Annotated in this window: 20 protein-coding genes; 16 read left to right on the top strand and 4 right to left on the bottom strand. The window is 69.1% G+C overall.

The genetic code is table 11. The annotated features are described in order from the left end of the window. Window positions 1-9: 9 nt before the first annotated feature. On the top strand, window positions 10-699 hold the full coding sequence (locus tag ABZ319_RS32295; protein WP_354990320.1) for a TetR/AcrR family transcriptional regulator: 690 nt from the start codon (window positions 10-12) through the stop codon (window positions 697-699). A 24-nt stretch (window positions 700-723) separates the two neighbouring features. Here the strand turns inward: ABZ319_RS32295 and ABZ319_RS32290 are convergent, their stop codons facing one another. Together ABZ319_RS32290 and ABZ319_RS32285 are read right to left on the bottom strand one after the other, a co-directional pair. Then, a complete protein-coding gene (locus ABZ319_RS32290; RefSeq protein WP_354990319.1) occupies window positions 724-1,107 on the bottom strand; it encodes a DUF4873 domain-containing protein in 384 nt (127 codons plus the stop codon). Then, entirely contained in the window at window positions 1,104-2,018 is a 915-nt protein-coding gene (locus tag ABZ319_RS32285) for a diiron oxygenase (RefSeq protein ID WP_354990318.1), read from the bottom strand. Before ABZ319_RS32285 ends, ABZ319_RS32290 begins: the two co-directional genes overlap by 4 nt. A gap of 96 nt (window positions 2,019-2,114) precedes the next feature. Here ABZ319_RS32285 and ABZ319_RS32280 point away from each other — a divergent pair, with 96 nt between their 5' ends. Then, a complete protein-coding gene (locus tag ABZ319_RS32280; RefSeq protein WP_354990317.1) occupies window positions 2,115-2,825 on the top strand; it encodes a TetR/AcrR family transcriptional regulator in 711 nt (236 codons plus the stop codon). 61 nt (window positions 2,826-2,886) lie between these two features. Here ABZ319_RS32280 and ABZ319_RS32275 read toward each other — a convergent pair whose 3' ends face one another. Next, entirely contained in the window at window positions 2,887-4,134 is a 1,248-nt protein-coding gene (locus ABZ319_RS32275) for a DUF418 domain-containing protein (protein WP_354990316.1), read from the bottom strand. A 143-nt stretch (window positions 4,135-4,277) separates the two neighbouring features. Between ABZ319_RS32275 and dop the strand changes: the two genes are divergently transcribed. The 13 genes from dop to ABZ319_RS32210 all read left to right on the top strand — a co-directional run bounded on the left by dop (window position 4,278) and on the right by ABZ319_RS32210 (window position 18,717). After that, window positions 4,278-5,777 carry a depupylase/deamidase Dop gene (dop, locus tag ABZ319_RS32270; RefSeq protein WP_354990315.1) on the top strand — a complete coding sequence of 500 codons (1,500 nt, stop codon included), beginning with the start codon at window positions 4,278-4,280 and terminating at the stop codon, window positions 5,775-5,777. Between the two features lie 404 nt (window positions 5,778-6,181). Continuing rightward, entirely contained in the window at window positions 6,182-6,376 is a 195-nt protein-coding gene (locus ABZ319_RS32265; protein ID WP_067536347.1) for a ubiquitin-like protein Pup, read from the top strand. A 26-nt stretch (window positions 6,377-6,402) separates the two neighbouring features. Further along, on the top strand, window positions 6,403-7,224 hold the full coding sequence (gene prcB / locus ABZ319_RS32260) for a proteasome subunit beta (protein ID WP_354990328.1): 822 nt from the start codon (window positions 6,403-6,405) through the stop codon (window positions 7,222-7,224). Further along, the gene (prcA, locus tag ABZ319_RS32255) at window positions 7,221-7,994 is read left to right on the top strand and encodes a proteasome subunit alpha (protein ID WP_354990314.1); all 774 of its coding nucleotides are present in this window, start codon (window positions 7,221-7,223) and stop codon (window positions 7,992-7,994) included. Before prcB ends, prcA begins: the two co-directional genes overlap by 4 nt. 398 nt (window positions 7,995-8,392) lie before the next feature. Next, entirely contained in the window at window positions 8,393-9,751 is a 1,359-nt protein-coding gene (gene pafA / locus ABZ319_RS32250) for a Pup--protein ligase (protein WP_354990313.1), read from the top strand. Window positions 9,752-9,963: 212 nt separating this feature from the next. Continuing rightward, window positions 9,964-10,956 (top strand): YafY family protein, encoded by a 993-nt coding sequence (locus ABZ319_RS32245; protein ID WP_354990312.1) that lies wholly within the window; start codon window positions 9,964-9,966, stop codon window positions 10,954-10,956. A gap of 50 nt (window positions 10,957-11,006) precedes the next feature. Further along, window positions 11,007-12,062 (top strand): YafY family protein, encoded by a 1,056-nt coding sequence (locus tag ABZ319_RS32240; protein WP_354990327.1) that lies wholly within the window; start codon window positions 11,007-11,009, stop codon window positions 12,060-12,062. After that, window positions 12,059-13,096: a 2-dehydropantoate 2-reductase gene (locus tag ABZ319_RS32235; RefSeq protein WP_354990311.1), complete on the top strand. Its 1,038-nt coding sequence runs from the start codon at window positions 12,059-12,061 to the stop codon at window positions 13,094-13,096. Before ABZ319_RS32240 ends, ABZ319_RS32235 begins: the two co-directional genes overlap by 4 nt. Before the next feature lie 150 nt (window positions 13,097-13,246). Next, window positions 13,247-13,516, top strand: a complete 270-nt coding sequence (gene tatA / locus ABZ319_RS32230) for a Sec-independent protein translocase subunit TatA (protein ID WP_354990310.1) — start codon at window positions 13,247-13,249, stop codon at window positions 13,514-13,516. An 88-nt stretch (window positions 13,517-13,604) separates the two neighbouring features. Beyond that, a complete protein-coding gene (tatC, locus tag ABZ319_RS32225; RefSeq protein WP_354990309.1) occupies window positions 13,605-14,594 on the top strand; it encodes a twin-arginine translocase subunit TatC in 990 nt (329 codons plus the stop codon). 3 nt (window positions 14,595-14,597) lie between these two features. After that, window positions 14,598-17,294 carry a DEAD/DEAH box helicase gene (locus ABZ319_RS32220; protein ID WP_354990308.1) on the top strand — a complete coding sequence of 899 codons (2,697 nt, stop codon included), beginning with the start codon at window positions 14,598-14,600 and terminating at the stop codon, window positions 17,292-17,294. A 114-nt stretch (window positions 17,295-17,408) separates the two neighbouring features. Next, window positions 17,409-18,134, top strand: a complete 726-nt coding sequence (locus tag ABZ319_RS32215; RefSeq protein WP_354990307.1) for a DUF4333 domain-containing protein — start codon at window positions 17,409-17,411, stop codon at window positions 18,132-18,134. 136 nt (window positions 18,135-18,270) lie between these two features. Beyond that, window positions 18,271-18,717 carry a hypothetical protein gene (locus ABZ319_RS32210; protein ID WP_354990306.1) on the top strand — a complete coding sequence of 149 codons (447 nt, stop codon included), beginning with the start codon at window positions 18,271-18,273 and terminating at the stop codon, window positions 18,715-18,717. A gap of 27 nt (window positions 18,718-18,744) precedes the next feature. Here the strand turns inward: ABZ319_RS32210 and ABZ319_RS32205 are convergent, their stop codons facing one another. After that, the gene (locus ABZ319_RS32205) at window positions 18,745-19,722 is read right to left on the bottom strand and encodes a 5'-3' exonuclease (RefSeq protein ID WP_354990305.1); all 978 of its coding nucleotides are present in this window, start codon (window positions 19,720-19,722) and stop codon (window positions 18,745-18,747) included. Between the two features lie 142 nt (window positions 19,723-19,864). On the opposite strand from ABZ319_RS32205, the gene ABZ319_RS32200 reads away from it, so the two are divergent. Next, the coding region (locus ABZ319_RS32200) for an alkaline phosphatase family protein (protein ID WP_354990304.1) at window positions 19,865-21,513 on the top strand (1,649 nt) is incomplete at its 3' end.

The raw sequence follows: 21,513 nt of genomic DNA, 5'->3' as shown, positions 1-21,513 counted from the left end.
ACTGTTCCGATGAGCGCGCCACGCACCGCCCGCGAACGGGCCCGAGTCGAGATCACCCGCGAGATCACCGATGCCGCGCGACGTCAGCTCGCCGAATCGGGTGCGGCCGCGCTGTCGCTGCGCGCGATCGCCCGCGAACTCGGCATGGTCTCCTCGGCCCTGTACCGCTACTTCCCGAGCCGCGACGAGCTGCTGACCACGCTGATCATCGAGGCGTACAACGCCATCGGGGCCGCGGTGGAGGACGCCGTGCGCGCGGCGGGCGGCCCGCGCGCCCAATGGATCGCCGCGTCGAACGCGGTGCGGGACTGGGCGATCGCGCACCCGCACGAGTACGCGCTGCTGTACGGCTCGCCGGTGCCGGGCTATCAGGCCCCGCAGACCACGATCGAGCCCGCGGCGCGGGTGCCCCTGGCCGCACTCGGCATCCTGCGCGCCGCGGTGGCCGACGGCGGTCTCGCTTCGGCCGACGAGCCGCTGTCGCCCGAACTCGCCGCCCAAACCGCGTCGCTGGCGGCGCAATTCGCGCCCGGGGTGCCCGAGGCGAACGTGGCCCGGATGGTCGTGGCCTGGACCCAGCTGTTCGGCCTGGTGAGCTTCGAGCTGACCGGGCAACTGGTGGGCAGCATGGATCCGGCCGCGCCGTTCTTCGACTACTCGGTGGCGGTGATGGCCGACCTCATCGGCCTGCCCGGCTGACCCGCGGTATCGCCCGCGGCCGTGTCAGCGAGCGGGCGTGGGCTCCAAGGGGAATGGCGGCGTGCCCTCGCCTACGATGCGCAGGTTGCCCCAGGGATCGCGTTCCTGCAGAACCGCCCCGGCGGGCGTGCCGCCGGGCAACGTGAGGAATACCCGGCCGCGACCGGGATCGGGCAAATCCACGCCTTCCGGCGCGGAAACCCGCCCGTACCAATGGAATTTGCCGTCGATCGGGTCCAGATAGCCGCTCAGGGCGACCGTCACCGGCAGGTCACCCGCGGCGGTGTCCAGCAGGGCCGGGCCCGAATATTCCGGTCCGGCTTCGGGTTCGGGCCCCGAGTCCGCGTCGCGCGAACGCGGCGACCTGTCCGCGCGCGACCCGCGCCGCCCGCCGCGCAAGCGCCTCACAGCAGCCCCCTGCGCTGCCAGATGCGCTTACCGATCGGCCCGATCAGTCCCTGCTTGTCCAGGAACGCACCGAGATTCGCCGCGCCGATCCCCAGCGCCCGCCTGGCCGCCGGATTGGACCGGGCAATCCGCCGCGCGCCCCGGCCGTCCTCGATGCCGGCCCGCACGTACATGTGCCAGTTGGTCATCAGATGCACGAACAGCGGTGCGGCGATGGCCACGCACATGCGGGTGTACGCGCGCTCGGCGGCGGACATGTCCGGCGCCCGCCGGGCCAGGGCGTCGCGGGCGAAACCGATATGCCTGGCCTCCTCGGTGACGTGAATCCGCATGGCGCGCGCCACGATCGGCTGCAGCTCGGCGTCGTCGAGCGTGCGCCGCTGGATGGCGTCGAAGATCTCCTCGCCCACCAGCGCGCCGACCCACACCATGGATCCGCGCAGGAACAGCTGCAACGAGCTGATCACCAGGCGCTCGTAGCGATTCGGCCAGTACGGCCGCGCCTCGATGCGGTCGATGAGCTTGCCGAACATCATCATGTGCCGGCACTCGTCGCCCATCTCGGTGAGCGTGTAGTGGCTGTGCCGCGAGGTCGGGTCGCCGTTCATGAGCTCGCGCAACAGCAGTCGATTGAGCAGATTCTCGAACCAGATGCCCACCGACAGCACGCTGGCCAGTTCCTGGCGGGAGAGTTCGCGCCGCTGTTCGGGACTCATCGCCTCCCACAGCGGCGTGCCGTACAGCGAGATCACCTCGGGCGGCAGGAATAGCTTGTCCGGATCGAGCGGGGCGTTCCAGTCGATGTCGACCACAGGGTCGTAGGACTTCTTCGCCGATCCGAGCAGTAGGCGGTGTGCGAAGGCATCGCGGGGAAGTGGTGCGGCCGTTGAAACCGATGCGTCGTCGCCCATGACGGCTCCTGACTCAAGTTACTGATACAACCTGTTACACTCAGATTAGTGGTACATGGTGTATCGGTCAATGAGCGGGTGGGTATCGTGAAGCGGGTGACCGGAACCAGCGCACGTACGTCGTCCGCGGCAGCCGACGGCCGCAGCACCCGCTGGAACGGCCACAAGGCCCGCCGTCGCGCCGACATGCTCGACGCCGCCCTGACGGTGATCGAGGCCAACGGCACCGACATCTCGGTGCAGCAGATCGCCGACAAACTCAAGGTGCCGCGCCCGGTGGTGTACCGGCACTTCAACGGCCGCGCCGACCTCGACGAGCAGATCCGCCGCCACATCCTGGAATCGCTACTGGCCGAACTGCTTCCGCGCCTGCGCCCGGACGGGACGCTGAAGGACGCGGTGCGCGGGGCCGTCGGCACCTACGTCGGCTGGGTCGAGCGGCATCCGAACCTGCACCGCTTCCTGGCCGCGGCGGACCCGCAGGGCGAGTCCTCACGCGCGCTCGCCGGCGCCCGCGACCGCATCGGCGGTCAACTCGCCGACCTGTTCGCCGACACCCTGGCCGGTTTCGGACTCGATCGAAACCGGGCCCGCCCCATGGCCTTCGGCATGGTCGGCTTCGTCGACGGCGTGGTCAACAGCTGGCGGGCCGAGGCAACGCTGACCTCGGATCAGGTCGAGGGCATCCTCACCGAATCGGTGCTCGCCCTCATCGAGGGCAACGCCCGCAGCCTGGACGTGCCCATGTCGCGCGATACCGTCGTCGGCGACCTGATCTCCCGTGCCGAGGCCGTGCGCGCGCAGTAGCCCGGACGCACGGCGGGCACCGGCGCCATCGTGCCGATGCCCGTGCGCGGTCGCCGGTGCGCTACGCGGTTCGCGTGCTCCCGCGTTCGGCCAGCGCCCGGTAGCTCGCGTTCCACAGCCACTCCACCGGACCCCTGCCGAATCGGCGCAGCCACAGGTGCGCGAAGACCAGCATGGCCGCGCTCACCACCAAGTAGACACCGACCGTGAACGGCACCCGGGTATTGCCGGTGAACTGCTGGGCCAGGCCGAGTCCCCAGCCGTAGCAGATCGCGCCGGCGAGGAGGTTCTGCAGGATGTAGCAGCTCAGCGCCATCCGCCCGACCTCGGCGAAGCGCCTGCCCACCGCGCCCGGTGCGGGCCGGCGCACGTAGAACTCCGCCACCAGCGCCAGGATGCCCAGCGCCACGAACGGCGCGATGCCGTAGCGGGTGAACAGGATCAGGGTTCCGCCCAGCATGCCCAGCACCAGATCCAGCGGCGCGGCGATCGCGAAACCGATGATCATGAGCCGCTTGCGGATTCGCGCACCCTCCGGTGCGAACACACCGGCGCCGAACAGTCGCGCGCCGAGCAGGAACAGGGCGATGGACATGGGGAAGATGACGATCGCCTCGACCCGGAACAGCAGCGCGTTGTCGAGGCGGAACAGCACCAGATCCCAGAACGAGCCGTCGGCGTAGGGATTGGGGTCCAGCACCTCGGACGATGACGAATCACCCTGCCCGGAACCCGATATCGCGGCCAGCGCCACCACCACCGCCAGGGCGGTGAGCATGGCGGTGTGGATGCCCGCGGCGATCCACAGCCAGCGGCGCTGCGCCTTCGGGCTCGTGGCCAGCACGAACGCCACCACCAGACCGGTGACCGCGTACCCCATCAGGACGTCGAACTCGGCGACGAACAGGAAGTTCAGCAGACCGTCCAGGAACAGCAGCCCGGCCCGCCACGGGTACTTCCCGGGCCACGGCCGGCCGCCGCGCGCGGCCGAGCGCTGCTGGATCGCGAGCCCGATGCCGAACATGATGGTCAGCAGGCCCAGGAACTTGCCCTGTGCCAGCTGCTGCAGCAACCTCTCGGCCCACAGCCAGATCCCGTCGGGCTCGTCCGTGCGGGAGATGTATCCGGGCAGACCGGTGATGTTGGTGAAGATCCAGACGTTGGTGCCGAGCGTGCCCAGGATCGCGATGCCGCGCAGTACGTCCAGCGCGGCCAGTCGCGATGAACGCGACTCGGCCGGAACGTCTTTCGGCGCGGCGTCGGTGGTTGTCCCGGATGCGAGCTGCGGAGCGGGTACCGGTTCGGCCATGCCCGTCATTCTGCCGACGCGGCAGGTCAGCGCGGATCCACCGGCAGAACGACCGGCCGTGCGACCAGAGGATGACCTGCCCCGCGCGAGCGCCGTTGCCCAGGCGGCCACCATTCACGGCCGCGTCGCCTAGGCTCGACGCCATGCAGCGCATTATCGGAATCGAGGTCGAGTACGGCATTTCGACGCCTACTGAGCCGTCGGCCAACCCGATTCTCACGTCGACCCAGGCGGTGCTCGCCTACGCCGCGGCGGAAGGCGTGCCGCGGGCCAAACGCACCCGGTGGGACTACGAGGTGGAATCACCCCTGCGCGACGCGCGAGGATTCGATCTGGGGCGGCTCAACGGGCCCGCGCCGGTGATCGACGCCGACGAGGTCGGCGCGGCGAACATGATCCTCACCAACGGGGCCCGTCTCTACGTCGATCACGCCCATCCCGAGTACTCCGCCCCCGAGGTCACCGATCCGCTGGACGCGGTGATCTGGGACAAGGCGGGCGAGCGGGTCATGGACGCCGCCGCCCGCTACGCCTCCAGCGTGCCCGGTGCGCCGCGCATGCAGCTGTACAAGAACAACGTCGATGGCAAGGGCGCCTCCTACGGCACCCACGAGAACTACCTCATGAGCCGCGACACCCCGTTCAACCAGATCATCGTCGGGCTCACCCCGTTCTTCGTCTCGCGCCAGGTCATCTGCGGTTCCGGCCGGGTCGGCATCGGCCAGTCCGGGGACACCGCCGGTTTCCAGCTCTCCCAGCGCGCGGACTACATCGAGGTCGAGGTCGGCCTGGAGACCACGCTCAAGCGCGGCATCATCAACACCCGCGACGAACCGCACGCCGACGCCGACAAGTACCGGCGCCTGCATGTGATCATCGGCGACGCCAATCTCTCCGAATGGGCCACCTACCTCAAGGTCGGCACCACCGCCCTGGTGCTGGACCTGATCGAGGCGGGGGAGGACCTGTCCGATCTGCAGCTGGCCCGCCCGGTGACCGCCGTGCACACCATCAGCCACGACCCGACGCTGCGCGCGACCGTCGCGCTGGCGGACGGCCGCGAGCTGACCGGCCTTGCGCTGCAACGCATCTACCTCGACCGGGTCGAGAAGTTCACCGATCGCGAAGGCAACGACGATCCGCGCGTCAAGGACGTCATCGAAAAGTGGGCCCACGTGCTGGATCTGCTCGAGCGCGATCCGATGGAGACCGCCGACCTGCTGGACTGGACGGCCAAACTCCGCCTGCTGGAAGGCATGCGCCAGCGCGAGGGCCTGACCTGGTCCGCGCCCAAGCTGCATCTGGTCGACCTGCAGTACTCCGACGTGCGCCTGGACAAGGGCCTGTACAACCGCCTGGTGGCGCGCGGATCCATGCAGCGCCTGGTCACCGAACAGCAGATCGTGGACGCGATGACCAACCCGCCCACCGATACCCGCGCCTACTTCCGCGGTGAATGCCTGCGCCGCTTCGGCGCCGACATCGCCGCGGCCAGCTGGGATTCGGTCATCTTCGATCTGGGTGGCGACTCGCTCGTCCGGATCCCCACCCTGGAGCCGCGCCGCGGCACCAAAACCCATGTGGGCCAGCTGTTGGACGGGGTCTCTACGGCGGCGGAACTGGTGAAACAGCTCACTCGCTGATCGATATCCGAGGGGCGTCACGCGGTGCGGGCCGAGAACCCGCGCCGCGTCCGGATGCGGGGTGCGCGGACGGCGGGCGCGGTGGCACGCCCGAGCCCGGCCCGGCGCCTGTACCGTGCGCGAGGTGGGATTCACCCCCTACAGCCCCTAATTTCCGGGGTGTTCGCGGGCGGCGTACAGCGGCGCCGAACCGGGCGCTCGACCTACTTTTTCGAGGGTTCGGTGGGTTGCCCCCGAAGAACTTTCCGTGCTTCGGGGTCGTACCCCGCAAGGCTGCCGGAAGGTCGCGGAAAGACGGCATTGCGGTTAATCCGGCATGTTGCGGTCGCCGCTGGGTACTGTTGGGTGCACGGGCACCGGCTTTTTCCGGTGCTCGCCGATGATCACAGAGGAGGTCGGCTGCTATGGCACAAGAGCAGACCAAGCGCGCCGGTGGTGGCGACGAGGATGAGGGCCCCGTCGGGGACGGTGCTGCGGGGCAGGAGCGGCGCGAGAAACTGGCTGAGGAGACCGACGACCTGCTCGACGAGATCGACGACGTCCTCGAGGAGAATGCCGAGGACTTCGTGCGCGCCTACGTTCAGAAGGGCGGCCAGTGACCTCAGGCGACCCCTTGCGCAGCCAGATGGGGCTCGCCCTTTCGTCCTTCTCCGAATATCTCCGGCTCCACGCACCGGAACTGTTGCCCAGCAACAACTTCCGGGCCGACGGCGCATCCGGCACGGGTGCGCCGTCGGACATCGCACCGCACGGCACCACCATCGTCGCGGTCAGCTACCGCGGCGGTGTGCTGATCGCGGGCGATCGCCGTGCGACACAGGGCAATCTGCTCGCCAGTCGTGACATCGAGAAGGTGTACATCACCGACACCTTCTCCGCGGCCGGCATCGCGGGCACCGCGGGCATGGCGATCGAGATGGTCCGCCTGTTCGCGGTGGAGCTCGAGTACTACGAGAAGATCGAGGGGGTGCCCCTCACCTTCGACGGCAAGGCCAACAAACTCTCGAAGATGGTGCGCGACAACCTCCCCGCGGCCCTGCAGGGTCTCGCGGTGGTGCCGATGCTGGTGGGTTACGACCCGGACCAGCCGGACCCGGACAAGTCCGGGCGCGTCATCTCCTATGACGTGGTCGGCGGCCGCAGCGAAGAGCGATTCGGTTACACCGCTGTCGGTTCCGGCTCGCTGTTCGCCAAGTCGTCGCTGAAGAAGACCTACCGCCGGGGCATCGATCAGGACCGGGCGCTGAGCATCGCCGTGGAAGCCCTGTTCGACGCCGCCGACGACGACACCGCCACCGGCGGCCCCGACACCATGCGGGGCATCTACCCGACGGCGATCGTCATCGATTCCGAAGGCGCCGTTGAGGTGTCGGAGGACCGGCTGGCCGAGATCACGCGCGAGATCGTGGCCGCGCGTGGCGACGACGAGGGGGGTGCGCAAGCATGACACTGCCGTATTACGCATCCGCCGAACAGATCATGCGCGACAAGACCGAGCTCGCCCGCAAGGGCATCGCGCGCGGTCGAAGCGTCGTCGTGCTGGTGTACGACAAAGGCGTGGTGTTCGTCGCGGAGAATCCGTCGGCGACCCTGCACAAGGTGAGCGAGTTGTACGACCGCGTCGGCTTCGCCGCGGTCGGCAAGTACAACGAGTTCGAGAGCCTGCGTCGTGGCGGCATCCTGCAGGCCGATCTGCGCGGGTACCAGTTCGACCGGCGCGATGTCACCGGCCGATTCCTGGCCAACCTGTACGCGCAGAGCCTCGGCACGATCTTCACCGATCAGCTCAAGCCCTTCGAGGTGGAGATCTGCGTCGCCGAGGTCGGGTATCCGGAGGCCGAGTCCAACTCGGTGCTGTACCGGATCAACTTCGACGGATCCATCGTCGACGAGCGCGAATTCGTGGTGATGGGCGGCAACACCGATCCCATCGTCACCGCGCTCAAGGGTTCCTACAAGGCGGGTATGCCGCTGCACGACGCGGTCTCGGTCGCGGTGGCGGCCCTGGCCAAGTCGGCCCCGGAAGGGGCGGACAAGGACAAGCGGGTGGCGGGCTCCTCACTCGAGGTCGCCACCCTCGAACAGGCCCGGCCGCGACGGGCGTTCCGTCGCATCACCGGCGCCGCCCTCCAGGAGCTGATCACCGGTAGGGCACCCAGCGCCAAGGCCGCCGCCGAAGCGGACAAGCCCACGGGCGGAGATCCGTCCCAGGCATAGGGAATTCGCGCAATCCCCGGTCATCCGCCGCATTTGGATGACCGGGGATTCTCGATGCCGTCCCGCTTCGAGTCCCACATGCTGAAATTCCGGGCCGCGCACGAATTCGGTGCGCGGCCCGGATTCGTTTTCCCGCACGGGCTGTCATCGCGCCCGCGAATCGGGGCCGTCCGTGCGCCCGCGGTGGCCCGCCGCACCGCCTCGCCCGGGCCCGGTGGGCTCGCACTCGCCTCACCTGAGTGTTTGCAGTCTGCACAGCAGAGTGCAAAGGGGACTTGCCTTTTCGCTGGCTACGCCCGGTGCGGCGTTGCACCTCGTGCTAAATCGTTGTGAATACGTTTGCACCGTGTCTCTCACAGCGCCCTTATCGGGCACCGTATCGCTGTAATGTCGATAGGGTGCAGCGACGAATCATGGGGATCGAAACCGAATTCGGGGTGACGTGCACCTTCCACGGTCACCGTCGGTTGAGTCCTGACGAGGTGGCCCGGTACCTTTTCCGCCGGGTAGTTTCCTGGGGCCGTAGTTCTAACGTGTTCCTCCGCAATGGCGCCCGGCTCTACCTCGATGTCGGTTCGCATCCGGAGTACGCGACGGCCGAGTGCGACAGCCTGGTGCAGCTGGTCACTCATGACCGCGCCGGTGAACGGGTCCTGGAGGATCTGCTCATCGACGCCGAACAGCGTCTCGCCGAGGAAGGCATCGGCGGCGACATCTACCTGTTCAAGAACAACACCGACTCCGCGGGCAACTCCTACGGCTGTCACGAGAACTTCCTCGTGGTGCGCGCCGGCGAGTTCTCCCGCATCTCCGATGTGCTGTTGCCGTTCCTGGTGACCCGGCAGCTCATCTGCGGTGCGGGCAAGGTGCTCCAGACGCCGAAGGCGGCCACCTTCTGCCTCTCGCAGCGCGCGGAACACATCTGGGAGGGCGTCTCCTCGGCGACCACGCGCTCGCGGCCCATCATCAATACCCGCGATGAGCCGCACGCCGACGCCGAGAAGTACCGCCGCCTGCATGTGATCGTCGGCGACTCGAACATGGCCGAGCCGAGCACCATGCTCAAGGTCGGTACCGCCTCGCTGGTGCTCGAGATGATCGAGGCCGGGGTCGCGTTCCGAGACTTCGCCCTGGACAACCCGATTCGCGCCATCCGCGAGGTCTCGCACGACCTCACCGGTAAGCGCCCGGTGCGGCTGGCGGGCGGGCGGCAGGCCAGCGCCCTGGACATCCAGCGCGAGTACTACGCCCGCGCCGTGGAGCATCTGCGCAATCGCGACCGCGATCCGCAGGTGGACGCGGTGGTGGATCTGTGGGGCCGCACCCTGGACGCGGTCGAGGCGCAGGACTTCGCCAAGGTCGACACCGAGATCGACTGGGTGATCAAGCGCAAGCTGTTCCAGCGCTACCAGGATCGCTACTCCATGGAGCTGTCCGATCCCAAGATCGCCCAGCTGGATCTGGCCTACCACGACATCAAGCGCGGCCGCGGCGTCTTCGACCTGCTGCAGCGCAAGGGTCTGGCCAAGCGCATCACCGAGGACGAGGCCATCGACGCGGCGGTCAACACCCCGCCGCAGACCACCCGGGCCAAACTGCGCGGCGATTTCATCACCGCCGCCCAGGAAGCCGGCCGTGACTTCACGGTCGACTGGGTGCACCTGAAGCTGAACGATCAGGCGCAGCGCACCGTGCTCTGCAAGGATCCGTTCCGCTCGGTGGATGAGCGCGTGGACAGGCTGATCGCCTCGATGTAGGCGTACCCCGACGGGGTCATCGACGGCCGCGAATCTCACAACGAGGTTCGCGGCCGTCTCGTTCTGGACTGAGTGGAGCGGGGGAGCGAAGCGGAGGAGCGGAGGGAGGGAAGAACGAGACTTCCAGGCCGCGAACCCCGCCGGAGCGCAGCGGAGGCAAATAGGTGGAGCTCGTGGTACGCGCGGCGGCGCGGCACACTACTCTCTACGGGGTGGCGATATCCAAGGTCGAGCGGTTGATGAATCTTGTTATCGCGCTGCTGTCCACCCGCCAGTTCCTGACCGCCGAGCGGATTCGGGATTCGGTCGCGGGGTACGAGGAGTCCGCGAGCGACGAGGCGTTCAGCCGCATGTTCGAGCGCGACAAGAACGAGCTGCGCGATTTGGGCATTCCCCTCGAGATCGGCCCCATCAGCCGGTACTCGAGTGCCGAGGGCTACCGCATCAACCGCGATGCGTACGAGCTCCCCGATATTGATCTGACCAGCGCCGAATCGGCCGCGGTCGCGGTGGCGGTGCAGCTGTGGGAGTCGCCGGAGTTGGCCGCCGCCGCCGAGAGCGGACTGCTCAAGCTGCGCGCCGCCGGCATTCACGTCGAGCCCGATGTCGGTGTCTCCGCGGTGCCCGCCGTGCCCGCGCGCACCCGCGGGTCCGAGCCGGTGCTGGGCAAGCTGCTCGCGGCCATCGACGCCGGGCGCTCGGTCAAGTTCTCGCACCGGCAATCGCACGGCGACCCGATCGAGCGCGACGTCCAGCCCTGGGGCGTGGTCACCCATCACGGCCGCTGGTACCTGGTCGGGCACGACAACGCCCGCGACGCGCAGCGCGTGTTCCGCGTCTCGCGCATCGCCGACGACGTCGTGGAGTACGGCCCGGAGAACACCGTGCACAAGCCCGAGGACCTGGATCTGCGCGCGGCGGTGGCCGAGGTGACCGGTCAGGCCCCCATCGCCGGTTCGGCGACGGTCTGGGTCGCCAAGGGCCGCGGGCAGGAGATCCGCCGGCTCGGCGCGACGATCGAGGATCGTGAACTCGCCGGGCGCCCGGGCTCGGTCGTCGAGGTGCCCATCCGCTCGCGGGACTGGCTGGCCCGCCTCATCACCGGTCTGGGCGCCGACGCCCTGGTGCTGGCCCCGGAAGATCTGCGCGACAACGTGATTGCCCGGCTCGAGTCGGTGCTCGAACGGACGGAGGTTTCGGCGTGAGCGAGGTAACGGGCGGCACTGCCCGGCGCGCGCAGCAGGACGGTGCGCGGATCTCGGCCGGAGCGCGCGAACGCCGCGGCGCGGCCGCGGCCGGGAGCAGGCTCTCGGTGCGGTTGTCGCGACTGCTGAACATGGTGCCGTACTTCCAGGCCAACCCGGGCATCAGCGCCGCCGAGGCCGCCGCCGAACTGGGCGTGACCACCAAACAGCTCATGAGCGATCTCAATCAGCTCTGGATGTGCGGACTGCCGGGTTACGGACCCGGTGACCTGATCGACCTCTCGTTCTCCGAGGAGAGCATCGAGGTCACCTTCTCCGCGGGCATCGACCGGCCGCTGCGCCTGACCTCACCCGAGGCCACCGCCCTGCTGGTGGCGCTGCGCTCGATCGCGGATCTGCCCGGCATGGTCGATCCCAGCGCCGCGCACTCGGCCATCGCGAAGATCGAATCCGCCATTTCCGGCCGGACCTTCGAGGGACCGTCCGTTCCGGCGCCGGTGCAGGCGCCGTCGGTGGCGACGGTGCGCTCGGCGCTGGCCGCCGATCACGCACTGCGCCTGGTCTATTACTCCGCCAGCCGCGACGTGGTCTCCGAGCGGGTGGTGGATCCGATCCGGATCGTGCTGGTGGACAGCAACAGCTATCTGCAGGCGTGGTGCCGCCAGGCCGAGGGTGTACGCCTGTTCCGCCTGGATCGGATCGAGGAGGCCACCGAACTCGACGAGCCCGCGCGCCCGCCCGCCGAGGCCGCGCTCGACGAGGCCACGGCCCTGGATCTTTTCGTCGACGATCCCGCGGTTCCGCTGGCGCGCCTGCTGATTCGCGCCGACTACGCCTGGGTGCTGGACCAGTACCCGATGCACCGGGTGACCCAGCACGCCGACGGCGGCATCGAGGCCACCATGCGCTTCGCCACCCTGGACTGGATGGCCCGGCTGCTGCTCGGATTCGGTTCGGGCGTCACCGTATTGGGCCCGCCCGAACTCGTGACCGCGGTGCGTGAGCGGTCGGGCACGGCGCTGACGGCGTACGCCGCGCTGGCGGACGCGCTCGGCCGCGACGCCGAATTCCCGGCGGCCGGCTTCGAGGAGGTCGGTCCCGCTTGACCTCTCGTGCAATACCGGCGCAGCGGGTCCTGGTGCTCGGCGCGGGCAGTATCGGGATCTTCGTCGGCGGCAATCTCGCCGCGGCCGGCGCGGACGTCACCTTCGTGGGCCGCCCGCGCCTGCTCGACGAGATCGCCGAGCACGGGCTGCGGCTCACCGACCTGGACGGTCGCGACGTGGCGGTGCCGCCCGCGGCCTTCCGCGGCGTCACCGACGTGAATGACGCCGCGCCACCGGATCTGGTGCTGATCACCGTGAAGTCGGCCGATACCGCCGCGGCCGCAAGCGAACTGGTGGGCTTGCTGAAGCCCGGGACGGTGGTGCTGAGCCTGCAGAACGGGATCGGCAACGACGCGGTGATCCGGGAGATCCTGCCCGCGTGCGTGGTGCTGGCCGGCATGGTCATGTTCAACGTCGTGCACCACGCGGGCGGGCGCTTCCACCGCGGCACCGCGGGCGGGGTCGCGCTGGCCGACGATCCGGTGCTCAATCGCTTCGGGCCGCTGTTCCGCGCGTCCGGGCTCGAGATCAAACGGCATCCGGATCTGCTGCCGGTGCAGTGGGCCAAGCTGCTGCTGAACCTCAACAACCCGATCAATGCGCTGTCCGGGCGCCCGCTGCGCGAGGAGCTGGCCACCCGGGACTACCGGCGCTGTCTGGCGCTGACCCAGGGCGAGGCGCTGTCGGTGATGAACGCCGCGCGCATCACCCCGGCGCGGCTGACCCCGTTGCCGCCGGCGGCGATGGTGCGCCTGCTGACCGTGCCGGACGGGCTGTTCCGCCGGGTTGCCGGGCGGGTGCTGGCCATCGACCCGGTGGCGCGCTCGTCCATGGCCGACGATCTGGCGGCCGGTCGCCGAACCGAGATCCGTTGGCTCTGTGGCGAAATCGTGAGTCTGGGTACCATGGTCGGGTTACCGACGCCGGTCAATCAGCGACTCATCGAACTCATCGCGGTCGCCGAGGACGGTGATCGGCGCACCTGGTCCGGTCCGGAGCTGCTGGCAGAACTGCGGGCCGCGGCCGGCCGGTGACCGCCGAGGACTTTCTCGGCGGGCAGCCGACGGCTCGCCCGGGTAACATCCGGGCAAATCCGGGTTACGACCGGCCGTATCAGGGTTGACAAATGGTTTGTCATATGCCGGTCGGGTAGCATCGAAGCACCACAGTATTGGAGGAAGTCGATGGGTTCACTCAGCGCGACGCACTGGATCATCATTGCGCTGCTGTTCCTGGTCTTGTTCGGAGCCAAGCGGCTTCCGGACGCCGCCCGGGGTCTCGGTCGTTCGCTGCGCATCTTCAAGAGCGAGATGAGCGAGATGCAGTCCGACGGCGACAAGTCCGCCGCCGCGAAGCCCGCCGCCCCCGCCGCGGAACTCCCGGTCGCCCCGGCCCCGGTCGCCCCGGCGCAGCAGGCCACCGCCGAACTGAACAAAGACCTGAACAAGGCGTAATCGCCCCACTCCACCCCGGGATGAGGAACTCGTCCCGGGGCGAGGTTTGTCCAGGTCCAGCGCGGCGATCAGCGAGGCAGACACTTTCATGCGCATTCCGTTCGACCCCCGGCGCAGTCGGCGCAGGACCAATCCCGACGGCACCATGTCGTTGGTCGAGCATCTCTACGAGCTGCGGTCGCGGCTGCTGAAGGCCATTCTGGCTGTCACGCTGACCACCGTGCTCGGGTTCTTCTGGTACTCGCATTCCTTCCTGGGCATCGAGAGCCTCGGTGACATCCTGCGCGGGCCGTACTGTTCGCTACCGCAGGAGTCGCGCGCGGCCATCACCGCCGACGGCGAGTGCCGGCTGCTGGCCACCGCGCCGTTCGAGCAGTTCATGCTGCGGTTGAAGGTCGCCATCACCGCGGGCGTGGTGCTGGGCTGCCCGGCGTGGCTGTACCAGCTGTGGGCGTTCATCACCCCGGGCCTGTACGCCAAGGAGCGCAAGTACGCGATCTCCTTCGTGGCCTCGGGCGCGACACTGTTCGTGGCCGGCGCCGCACTGGCCTACTGGGTCGTCGCGCACGCCCTGAGCTTCCTCATGACGATCGGCAACGACGTGCAGGTCACGGCGTTGAGCGGTTCGGAATACTTCACCTTCATCATTCAGCTGCTGATCATCTTCGGGGTGAGCTTCGAGACGCCGCTGATCATCGTGGGGCTCAACCTCGTCGGTGTGCTGTCCTACGCGAAGCTGGTGCAGTGGCGGCGCGGGCTGATCTTCGGCCTGTTCGTCTTCGCGGCCATCGTCACCCCGCAGGACCCGTTCTCCATGCTGGCGCTGGCGCTCGCGCTGACCGTGCTGTTCGAGCTCGCGGTCCAGATCGCGCGCATCAACGACAAGCGCAAGGCGCGCAATGCCGAGAACTGGGCGAACCTGTCCGACGAGGAAGCCTCCTCGCTCGGCGGACCCGACGGCATCGATCACGCCACGCCGGTGGCCGCATCGCAACCGGTGGCGGGGCCGGAACCGGTGGCCGCGACACCGCCGGAAAAAACAACGCGAGCTGTGCCGGATTACTCCGATACCCTCTGACGGGTGACATCAAGGTCGCTTACTGGCGAACTGGCGGCATTCGCCGCCGAGCTGAAATTCGCACTGGATCCCTTCCAGCAGAAGTCGTGTGAAGCGCTGCAGGGCGGGCACAGTGTGCTCGTCTGCGCGCCCACCGGCGCGGGCAAGACCGTGGTCGGAGAATTCGCGGTCCACCTCGCGCTGGCCTCGGGCGGCAAATGCTTCTACACCACGCCCATCAAGGCGCTCTCGAACCAGAAGTACGCCGATCTCACCGCGCGCCACGGGCGCGAGAACGTGGGATTGCTCACCGGTGACCAGTCCATCAACGCGGACGCGCCCGTCGTGGTCATGACCACCGAGGTGCTGCGCAACATGCTCTACGCGAGTTCGGATGCGCTGCGCGGACTTTCGTACGTGGTCATGGACGAGGTGCACTACCTGGCCGACCGCTTCCGCGGCGCGGTGTGGGAAGAGGTCATCCTGCACCTGTCGCCCGAGGTCCGCCTGGCGTGCCTGTCCGCCACGGTCTCCAACGCCGAGGAGTTCGGCGCGTGGATGGAGACCGTGCGCGGGGACACCGCGGTCATCGTGGACGAGACCCGGCCGGTGCCGCTGTGGCAGCACGTCATGGTCGGGCGGCGCATGTTCGATCTCTTCGACACCAAATCCAGTGATCAGCGGGTGCTGGTCGACGAGGATCTGGTGCGGTTCATCAAACAGCGCGAGGCCGCCGATCGCATGGAGAGCTGGGGTACGCCCGGCCGGCGCGGCGGAGGCGGCGGCCGCCGGATGTTCCGGCCGGTCCCGCGCCCGGAGGTGATCGCCAAGCTGGACGAGGAAGGGCTGCTGCCCGCCATCACGTTCATCTTCTCGCGCGCGGGCTGCGACGGTGCGCTGGCGCAGTGCGTGCGCTCGCGGCTGGATCTGAGCCGCGCGGACGATCGGCCCGAGGTCGACGCGATCATCGAGAAGCACACCGGGGAACTGCCGCGAGAGGATCTCGAGGTGCTCGGTTACTGGGAGTGGCGCGAGGGTCTGCATCGCGGGTTCGCCGCGCATCACGCCGGAATGCTGCCCGCGTTCCGGCACACCGTCGAGGAACTGTTCGTGCGCGGTCTGGTGCGGGCCGTATTCGCCACCGAGACACTGGCTCTGGGCATCAACATGCCCGCACGCACGGTGGTGCTCGAACGGCTGGTCAAGTTCAACGGCGAGACGCACGCGGAATTGACCCCGGGCGAGTACACCCAGCTCACCGGTCGCGCGGGCCGGCGCGGCATCGACGTCGAGGGCCACGCGGTGGTCATGTGGCAGCCCGAGGTGGACACCAGCGCGGTGGCCGGGCTGGCCTCCACCCGCACCTATCCGCTGCGCAGCTCGTTCAAGCCGGGCTACAACATGTCCATCAACCTGGTCGACCGCATGGGCGCGGTGGATTCGCGGGCGCTGCTCGAGCGGTCCTTCGCCCAGTTCCAGGCCGACCGTTCGGTGGTGGGCCTGGTGCGCGGGATCGAGCGCAGCGAGGGGCAGGCGCGCAAACTGCGCTCGCAGCTCGGAGACGACAGTTTCCTCGAATACATCCAACTGCGCGAACGGATTCGGGAGCGCGAGCGCTCTATCGAGCGGCAGGGCCGCACCGATCGGCGGGCCGCGGCGGTCTCGGCGCTGGCCGCGCTGCGACGCGGTGACGTGGTCGCGATTCCGGCCGGCCGGCGGCAGGGCCTGGCGGTCATCCTGGAACCCGACACCACGCCCGGCGATCCGCGGCCGCTGGTGCTGACCGAGGACAAGTGGGCCGGGCGGGTCTCGGCGGCCGACTTCCCCACGCCCGCGCAATCTCTGGGCCATCTGCGCCTGCCGCGGCACGTCGATCACCGCACCGCGCGGGTGCGACGTGACCTGGCGTCGGCGCTGCGCAGCACCGGGCTGTCGCCGCAGGGCAGGCGCTCGAACGGCAAGAAGTCCAAGGCGGCGGACGACCACGAATTGCAGTCGCTGCGCCGGGCGCTGCGCAATCATCCGGCGCACGAGCGCCCGGATCGGGAGCAGCTGGCGCGGATCGGCGAGCGCTACAACCGCATCGAGCGCGAGGCCGAGACCATGCGCCAGCAGGTGGCCGCGACCACCAACTCCCTGGCCCGCACCTTCGACCGGATCCTGGCGCTGCTCAGCGAACGCGGGTACGTCCAGGACGGGGAGGTGACCGCCGACGGCCGCCGCCTGGCGCGCATCTACGCCGAGGCCGATCTGGTGGTGGCCGAGTGCCTGCGCCAGGGGCTGTGGCGGGGGCTCGGTCCCGCCGAACTGGCGGCCGTGGTGTCGATCCTGGTGTTCGAATCCCGCCAGGAGGGCGGCTATCTCGGCGCTTCGGGGCCGACCGCGCCGATCCGGCGGGCGGTGGACGCCACCATCGCGGTGTGGTCGCAACTGCGTCAGGACGAGGCGAGGCACCGGCTCGCCCCGACCCGGGAACCGGATCTGGGCTTCCTCACCGGCATGCATTCCTGGGCCCGCGGGGACGACCTCGCCGATGCGCTGCTGGCCAGCGGGGATCGCGGAAACCCGTTGTCAGCGGGTGATTTCGTGCGCTGGTGCCGTCAGGTCATCGACATGCTGGACCAGATTCACAACACGGCGGACGATGTAGAGGTGGCGGGCACCGCCGCCAAGGCCGTACGGGCCATCCGGCGGGGTGTCGTCGCGGTGGACGCTGCTTAAGGAATTGGACTGTGCTTTGATTCTTTGAGACGTACCGACCGCGGTGGGATCACGAGCGTGTTCCTGCTCGGGGGGCTAGCGTGTGTACATCGGATTGCGAGGGAAGGCAAGCAAATGAGCGGCCCGTACGGACCGAATGACGCCCCTGGCACAGGGGAGGGACGCAACGATCCGACGCAGCAGTGGGGCGGCGGTCAGCCCGCGCCCGGTGGCGCCGGACCGACTCAGAACTGGGGTGGGCAGCAGCCGGCGCAGCCGACCACCGCGTGGGGGGATCAGCAGCAACCGTGGGCGCAGAGCCAGCCGCAGCAGCCGCAGCCCGGTCAGCAGGGGTGGGGTCAGCAGAGTCAGCCGCAGTGGCCGCAGCAGGGGCAGCCGGCCACCGGCCAGGAGTGGAACCAGCAGCCGCAGCAGCAGGGGTGGGGTCAGCAGAGCGCGCCGCAGTGGCCGCAGCAGCCGCAGCCCACGGGCCAGGAGTGGAATCAGCAGCAGCCCGGTCAGCAGTGGCCGCAGCAGCCCGCGCCCGCCAAGAAGAAGACCGGCTTGATCATCGGCGCGGTGGTCGCGGTGCTGGTCGTGCTCGGCGCCATCGTGGGCGGCGTGGTCCTGCTGACCGCCAAGGACCAGCTGGACAATTCGGCCGTGCAGACCGGTGTGCAGAAGGTGCTCAAGGATTCCTACGGCATCGAGGACGTCCAGGACGTGAGCTGCCCGTCGGGTAAGAAGGTCGAGGTCGACAAGACCTTCGAGTGCTCGGTCAAGGTGGGCGGCGAGGCCAAGAAGGTCACTATCAAGATCACCAAGGATGACGGGACCTATGAGGTCGGCCGTCCGAGCTGATCCGCTCACGACGAATTCCGCTGGGCCCGGCCGCGATCGAGATGATCGCGACCGGGCCCGCGGTTCGTCCGGGCACATCAGGTCGCGGGAGTACAGTGGGCCGCACGCCATCGAAGTTGATCATGTTGGGGGTGCGGTGAATACCGTCCTGCGCAGAGCTCGAGCGTTCGCGATCCTGGTCGCGGCGCTGACCGCCGTCACCGCCTGCGGTGCGGGCGCCACCGAATCCGCCCCCGTGAGCAGCACCGCGACCGCAGCGCCGGTGGCATCGCTCGCCAACGCCGAACCCGTGGTGCAGGACTGCACCACCTACCCGGCCCGCACGGTGAGCAAGCCGGTGAAGATGCTGCTGGCCTGCGGTGACGGCGGGCTGTGGGTGCGCGACATCGTGTGGAGCTCGTGGGGGCCGGATACCGCCCAGGGCGCGGGCACGCAGGACCGCCGGATCTGCGAACCCGATTGCGCCACCGGCAAGGTGGCGAGCGGACCCACCCGCATCACCCTGCGCAAACGGGTCGAGAACCGCTTCACCGAAGCCGAGATCACCGACCTGAACGGCGCAGTGGAGACCTGGCCGCTGTAGCGAACCGCCCGGGGAGGGGCAGCGACTTCAGCGTTTCGTCATCGCGGTGACCAGGCGTTTGACCGGGCTCTCGGCGTTGTAGGCGGCGGCCAGCGCGTGCAGGCGGTCCGGATCGGCGGGCTCGCGGGGGAGCAGGTCGTCGCGGGAGAAGTCCACGGTGGCGTCCTGTACCACGCGGACCACCGGGCCCGCGGCCTTCAGATAGTCTTCCGCCGCAGCGAGTTTGGCGCGCACGCCCTTGGCCAGCTCCGAGGCCGGGTCGGTGACGGCCTCGCGCAGGGCGTCCAGGGAGCCGAAGCGGGAGATGAGCTGGGCGGCGGATTTGTCGCCGATGCCCGCCACACCGGGCAGGCCGTCGGAGGCGTCGCCGCGCAGCGCGGCCATATCGGCGTAGGCGGGGCCCGCGTTCCGCAGTGGCACACCGTATTTGGCCGAGACCTCGGCGGGGCCCCAGAGTTCGGCCTTGGACAGGCCGCGGCCCACGTAGAACACGCGCACGGGGGGTTCGGGGGTGTCGCGCACCAGTTGCAGCAGGTCGCGGTCACCGCTGACCACGATGGTCTCGCTGTGGCGCTCGCGCGTGGCCAGGGTGCCGATCACATCGTCGGCCTCGAGCCCGTCGGCCCCGGCGGTGGCGATGCCCGCGGCCTCGAGCACCTCGAGGATCATGTCCACCTGCGGGGTCAGGGTGTCCGGAACCTCTTCGGCCACCGCGCCACTCGCGGCCGCGGGATCGGGTTCGACGGTCTCGGCGACCCGGTGCGCCTTGTAGGACGGGATCAGGTCCACGCGGAAGGCGGGCCGCCAGTCCAGGTCCAGGCAGACCACGAGCCGGCTCGGGGCATGCTGTTTGGTGAGCGCCGCGACCATATCGGTGAAGCCGCGCAACGCGTTCACCGGCCGCCCGTCGGGGGCGGTGATCTTCTCCGGGATCGCGTAGAAGGCGCGGAACCAGAGACTGGCGCCGTCGAGCAGCAGCAGGGGACCGGCTTCGGGGGTGCTCATGGGATCAGACGCTACCGCTCACGGCGTGGCGGCGACACGTCGCCGCGCGTGTACGCGCCTGAGCGGGGAAGTCACCGGCGGCGGCTAGGGTCCGGACTCGGACTGCCGGGGGATCGCGGACGGACGCGGGAAATGGAGCGGGATGGATCGGCGTGGTTTTCTGCGGGGCGCGGGGACGGCGGGTGCGCTGTCGCTGCTGCCGCCGAGTCTGGTGCGGGCGTGGGCGCGGGCGCGCCCGGCCGGCGGGCTCGAACAGGTCGAGCACGTGGTGATCCTCATGCAGGAGAACCGTTCGCTGGACCACTACTACGGGACGTTCCCGGGGGTGCGCGGGTACGCCGATCTCAACGCGCTGCAATTGCCCTCGGGGCGTTCGGTTTTCCATCAGCCGCACGGGGACGGGTTCGTGCTGCCGTTCGCGACCGAGTTGGAGAACCTCGACGGCTGCGACCATTCGGCGTACGGCGGGCATCGGGCCGTGGCCGACGGGCGGTGGGATGGGTGGATCGCGGCCAAGGGCGCCGGAACCATGGCGGGGTACCGGCGGCGCTCGCTCGAGTTCTATCACCAGCTGGCCGCGGCCTTCACCGTGTGCGACCGCAATCACTGCTCGTTCAACGGCGCGACGGACCCGAATCGGCTGTTCCTGTTCAGCGGGGCGGCGCGCAATCCGTTCGCGATCGAGAACGTGGCTTCGACACTGCAGCAACAGCTGTACGCCACACCGGAGGTGACGCGCTGGACGGACAGTCTGCCCGAGACGGCGGTGGCCGATGTGTTCGCCGACGCGCTGTTGGGCGTCTCGGCCACATCCGAACCCGTGGTGGCCGGTGTCAGTCAGGCGCTCGGGCTGGCGACGTCGCAATTGATGTTCAGCAATGCCGCGCTGCGCACGCCCGAGGGGCGGGACCTGTTGCGGGAGGCCATCACCGGGCTGCGGTGGAGCACGTACGCCGAGCGCCTGCAGGCGGCAGGGGTCGGCTGGCGCGTGTACCAGGAGTGGGACAACTACGGCGACAATTCCCTGGAGTACTTCGCCACCTTCCGGGCGGCGGCGCGAAACGCGTTGCGATACACCGACAGCGGTGGCGGGACGCCGTTCCGGACGTTCTACTCCTACTATCGGGCGCTGCTCGGCGCACCGCAGCTCGCGGACGGGTACGAGCGAGCCCTGCGGCGCGGGCTGGACGAGCTGGCGGACGGTGAACGGGCACTGGTCGAACGCGGGCTGTTACGGTCGCCGGAAGGCCAAGTGGCGCGGTCGTTCCGGGCCGATGTCGAGGGCGGCAGGCTGCCGGCGGTGTCGTGGATCGTGCTGCCCGAGGCGCAGTCGGAGCATCCGGTGTACGGGCCGCGCAACGGGCAGGCGGTGGTTCGCGAACTGCTGGCCGCGGTGAGCGACAATCGTGAGGTCTGGGATCGGACGGTCGTGATCCTGAACTACGACGAGAACGACGGGTTCTTCGATCACGTGCCCGCGCCCGTGCCGCCGCCGGGGACACCGGACGAGTTCCTGTACGGCTACAACCTCGGGCTCGGCGCGCGAGTTCCGCTGCTGGTGGTGTCGCCGTGGAGCAAGCAGCAGGTGTGCTCGGAACTCTTCGATCACACCTCGGTGCTGCGGCTCCTCGAGCGGGTCACCGGGGTCGAGGAGCCCGAGATCAGTGCTTGGCGGCGGGAGCTGTGTGGTGACCTGACCTCGGTGCTGGATTTCGCGAGCGCCGCCGCGCCGGTGCTGCCCGCCGCCGCGCCCGCCGCGCCGCAACCGAGTTCGGGTGCGCCGCAGGCGGT

The organism is Nocardia sp. NPDC005978 (assembly GCF_040614455.1).
GTDB lineage: Bacteria > Actinomycetota > Actinomycetes > Mycobacteriales > Mycobacteriaceae > Nocardia.
The sequence above is the reverse complement of the archived record's forward strand: the minus strand, read 5'-3'. Positions and strand labels throughout refer to the sequence as shown.

Coding starts and splice junctions, on each gene's coding strand:
- tatC (WP_354990309.1), top strand. CDS start 13,605: ATGCGCATTCCGTTCGACCCCCGGCGCAGTCGGCGCAGGACCAATCCC.
- ABZ319_RS32295 (WP_354990320.1), top strand. CDS start 10: ATGAGCGCGCCACGCACCGCCCGCGAACGGGCCCGAGTCGAGATCACC.
- prcA (WP_354990314.1), top strand. CDS start 7,221: ATGACACTGCCGTATTACGCATCCGCCGAACAGATCATGCGCGACAAG.
- ABZ319_RS32205 (WP_354990305.1), bottom strand. CDS start 19,722: ATGAGCACCCCCGAAGCCGGTCCCCTGCTGCTGCTCGACGGCGCCAGT.
- tatA (WP_354990310.1), top strand. CDS start 13,247: ATGGGTTCACTCAGCGCGACGCACTGGATCATCATTGCGCTGCTGTTC.
- ABZ319_RS32285 (WP_354990318.1), bottom strand. CDS start 2,018: ATGGGCGACGACGCATCGGTTTCAACGGCCGCACCACTTCCCCGCGAT.
- dop (WP_354990315.1), top strand. CDS start 4,278: ATGCAGCGCATTATCGGAATCGAGGTCGAGTACGGCATTTCGACGCCT.
- ABZ319_RS32265 (WP_067536347.1), top strand. CDS start 6,182: ATGGCACAAGAGCAGACCAAGCGCGCCGGTGGTGGCGACGAGGATGAG.
- prcB (WP_354990328.1), top strand. CDS start 6,403: ATGGGGCTCGCCCTTTCGTCCTTCTCCGAATATCTCCGGCTCCACGCA.
- ABZ319_RS32215 (WP_354990307.1), top strand. CDS start 17,409: ATGAGCGGCCCGTACGGACCGAATGACGCCCCTGGCACAGGGGAGGGA.
- ABZ319_RS32275 (WP_354990316.1), bottom strand. CDS start 4,134: ATGGCCGAACCGGTACCCGCTCCGCAGCTCGCATCCGGGACAACCACC.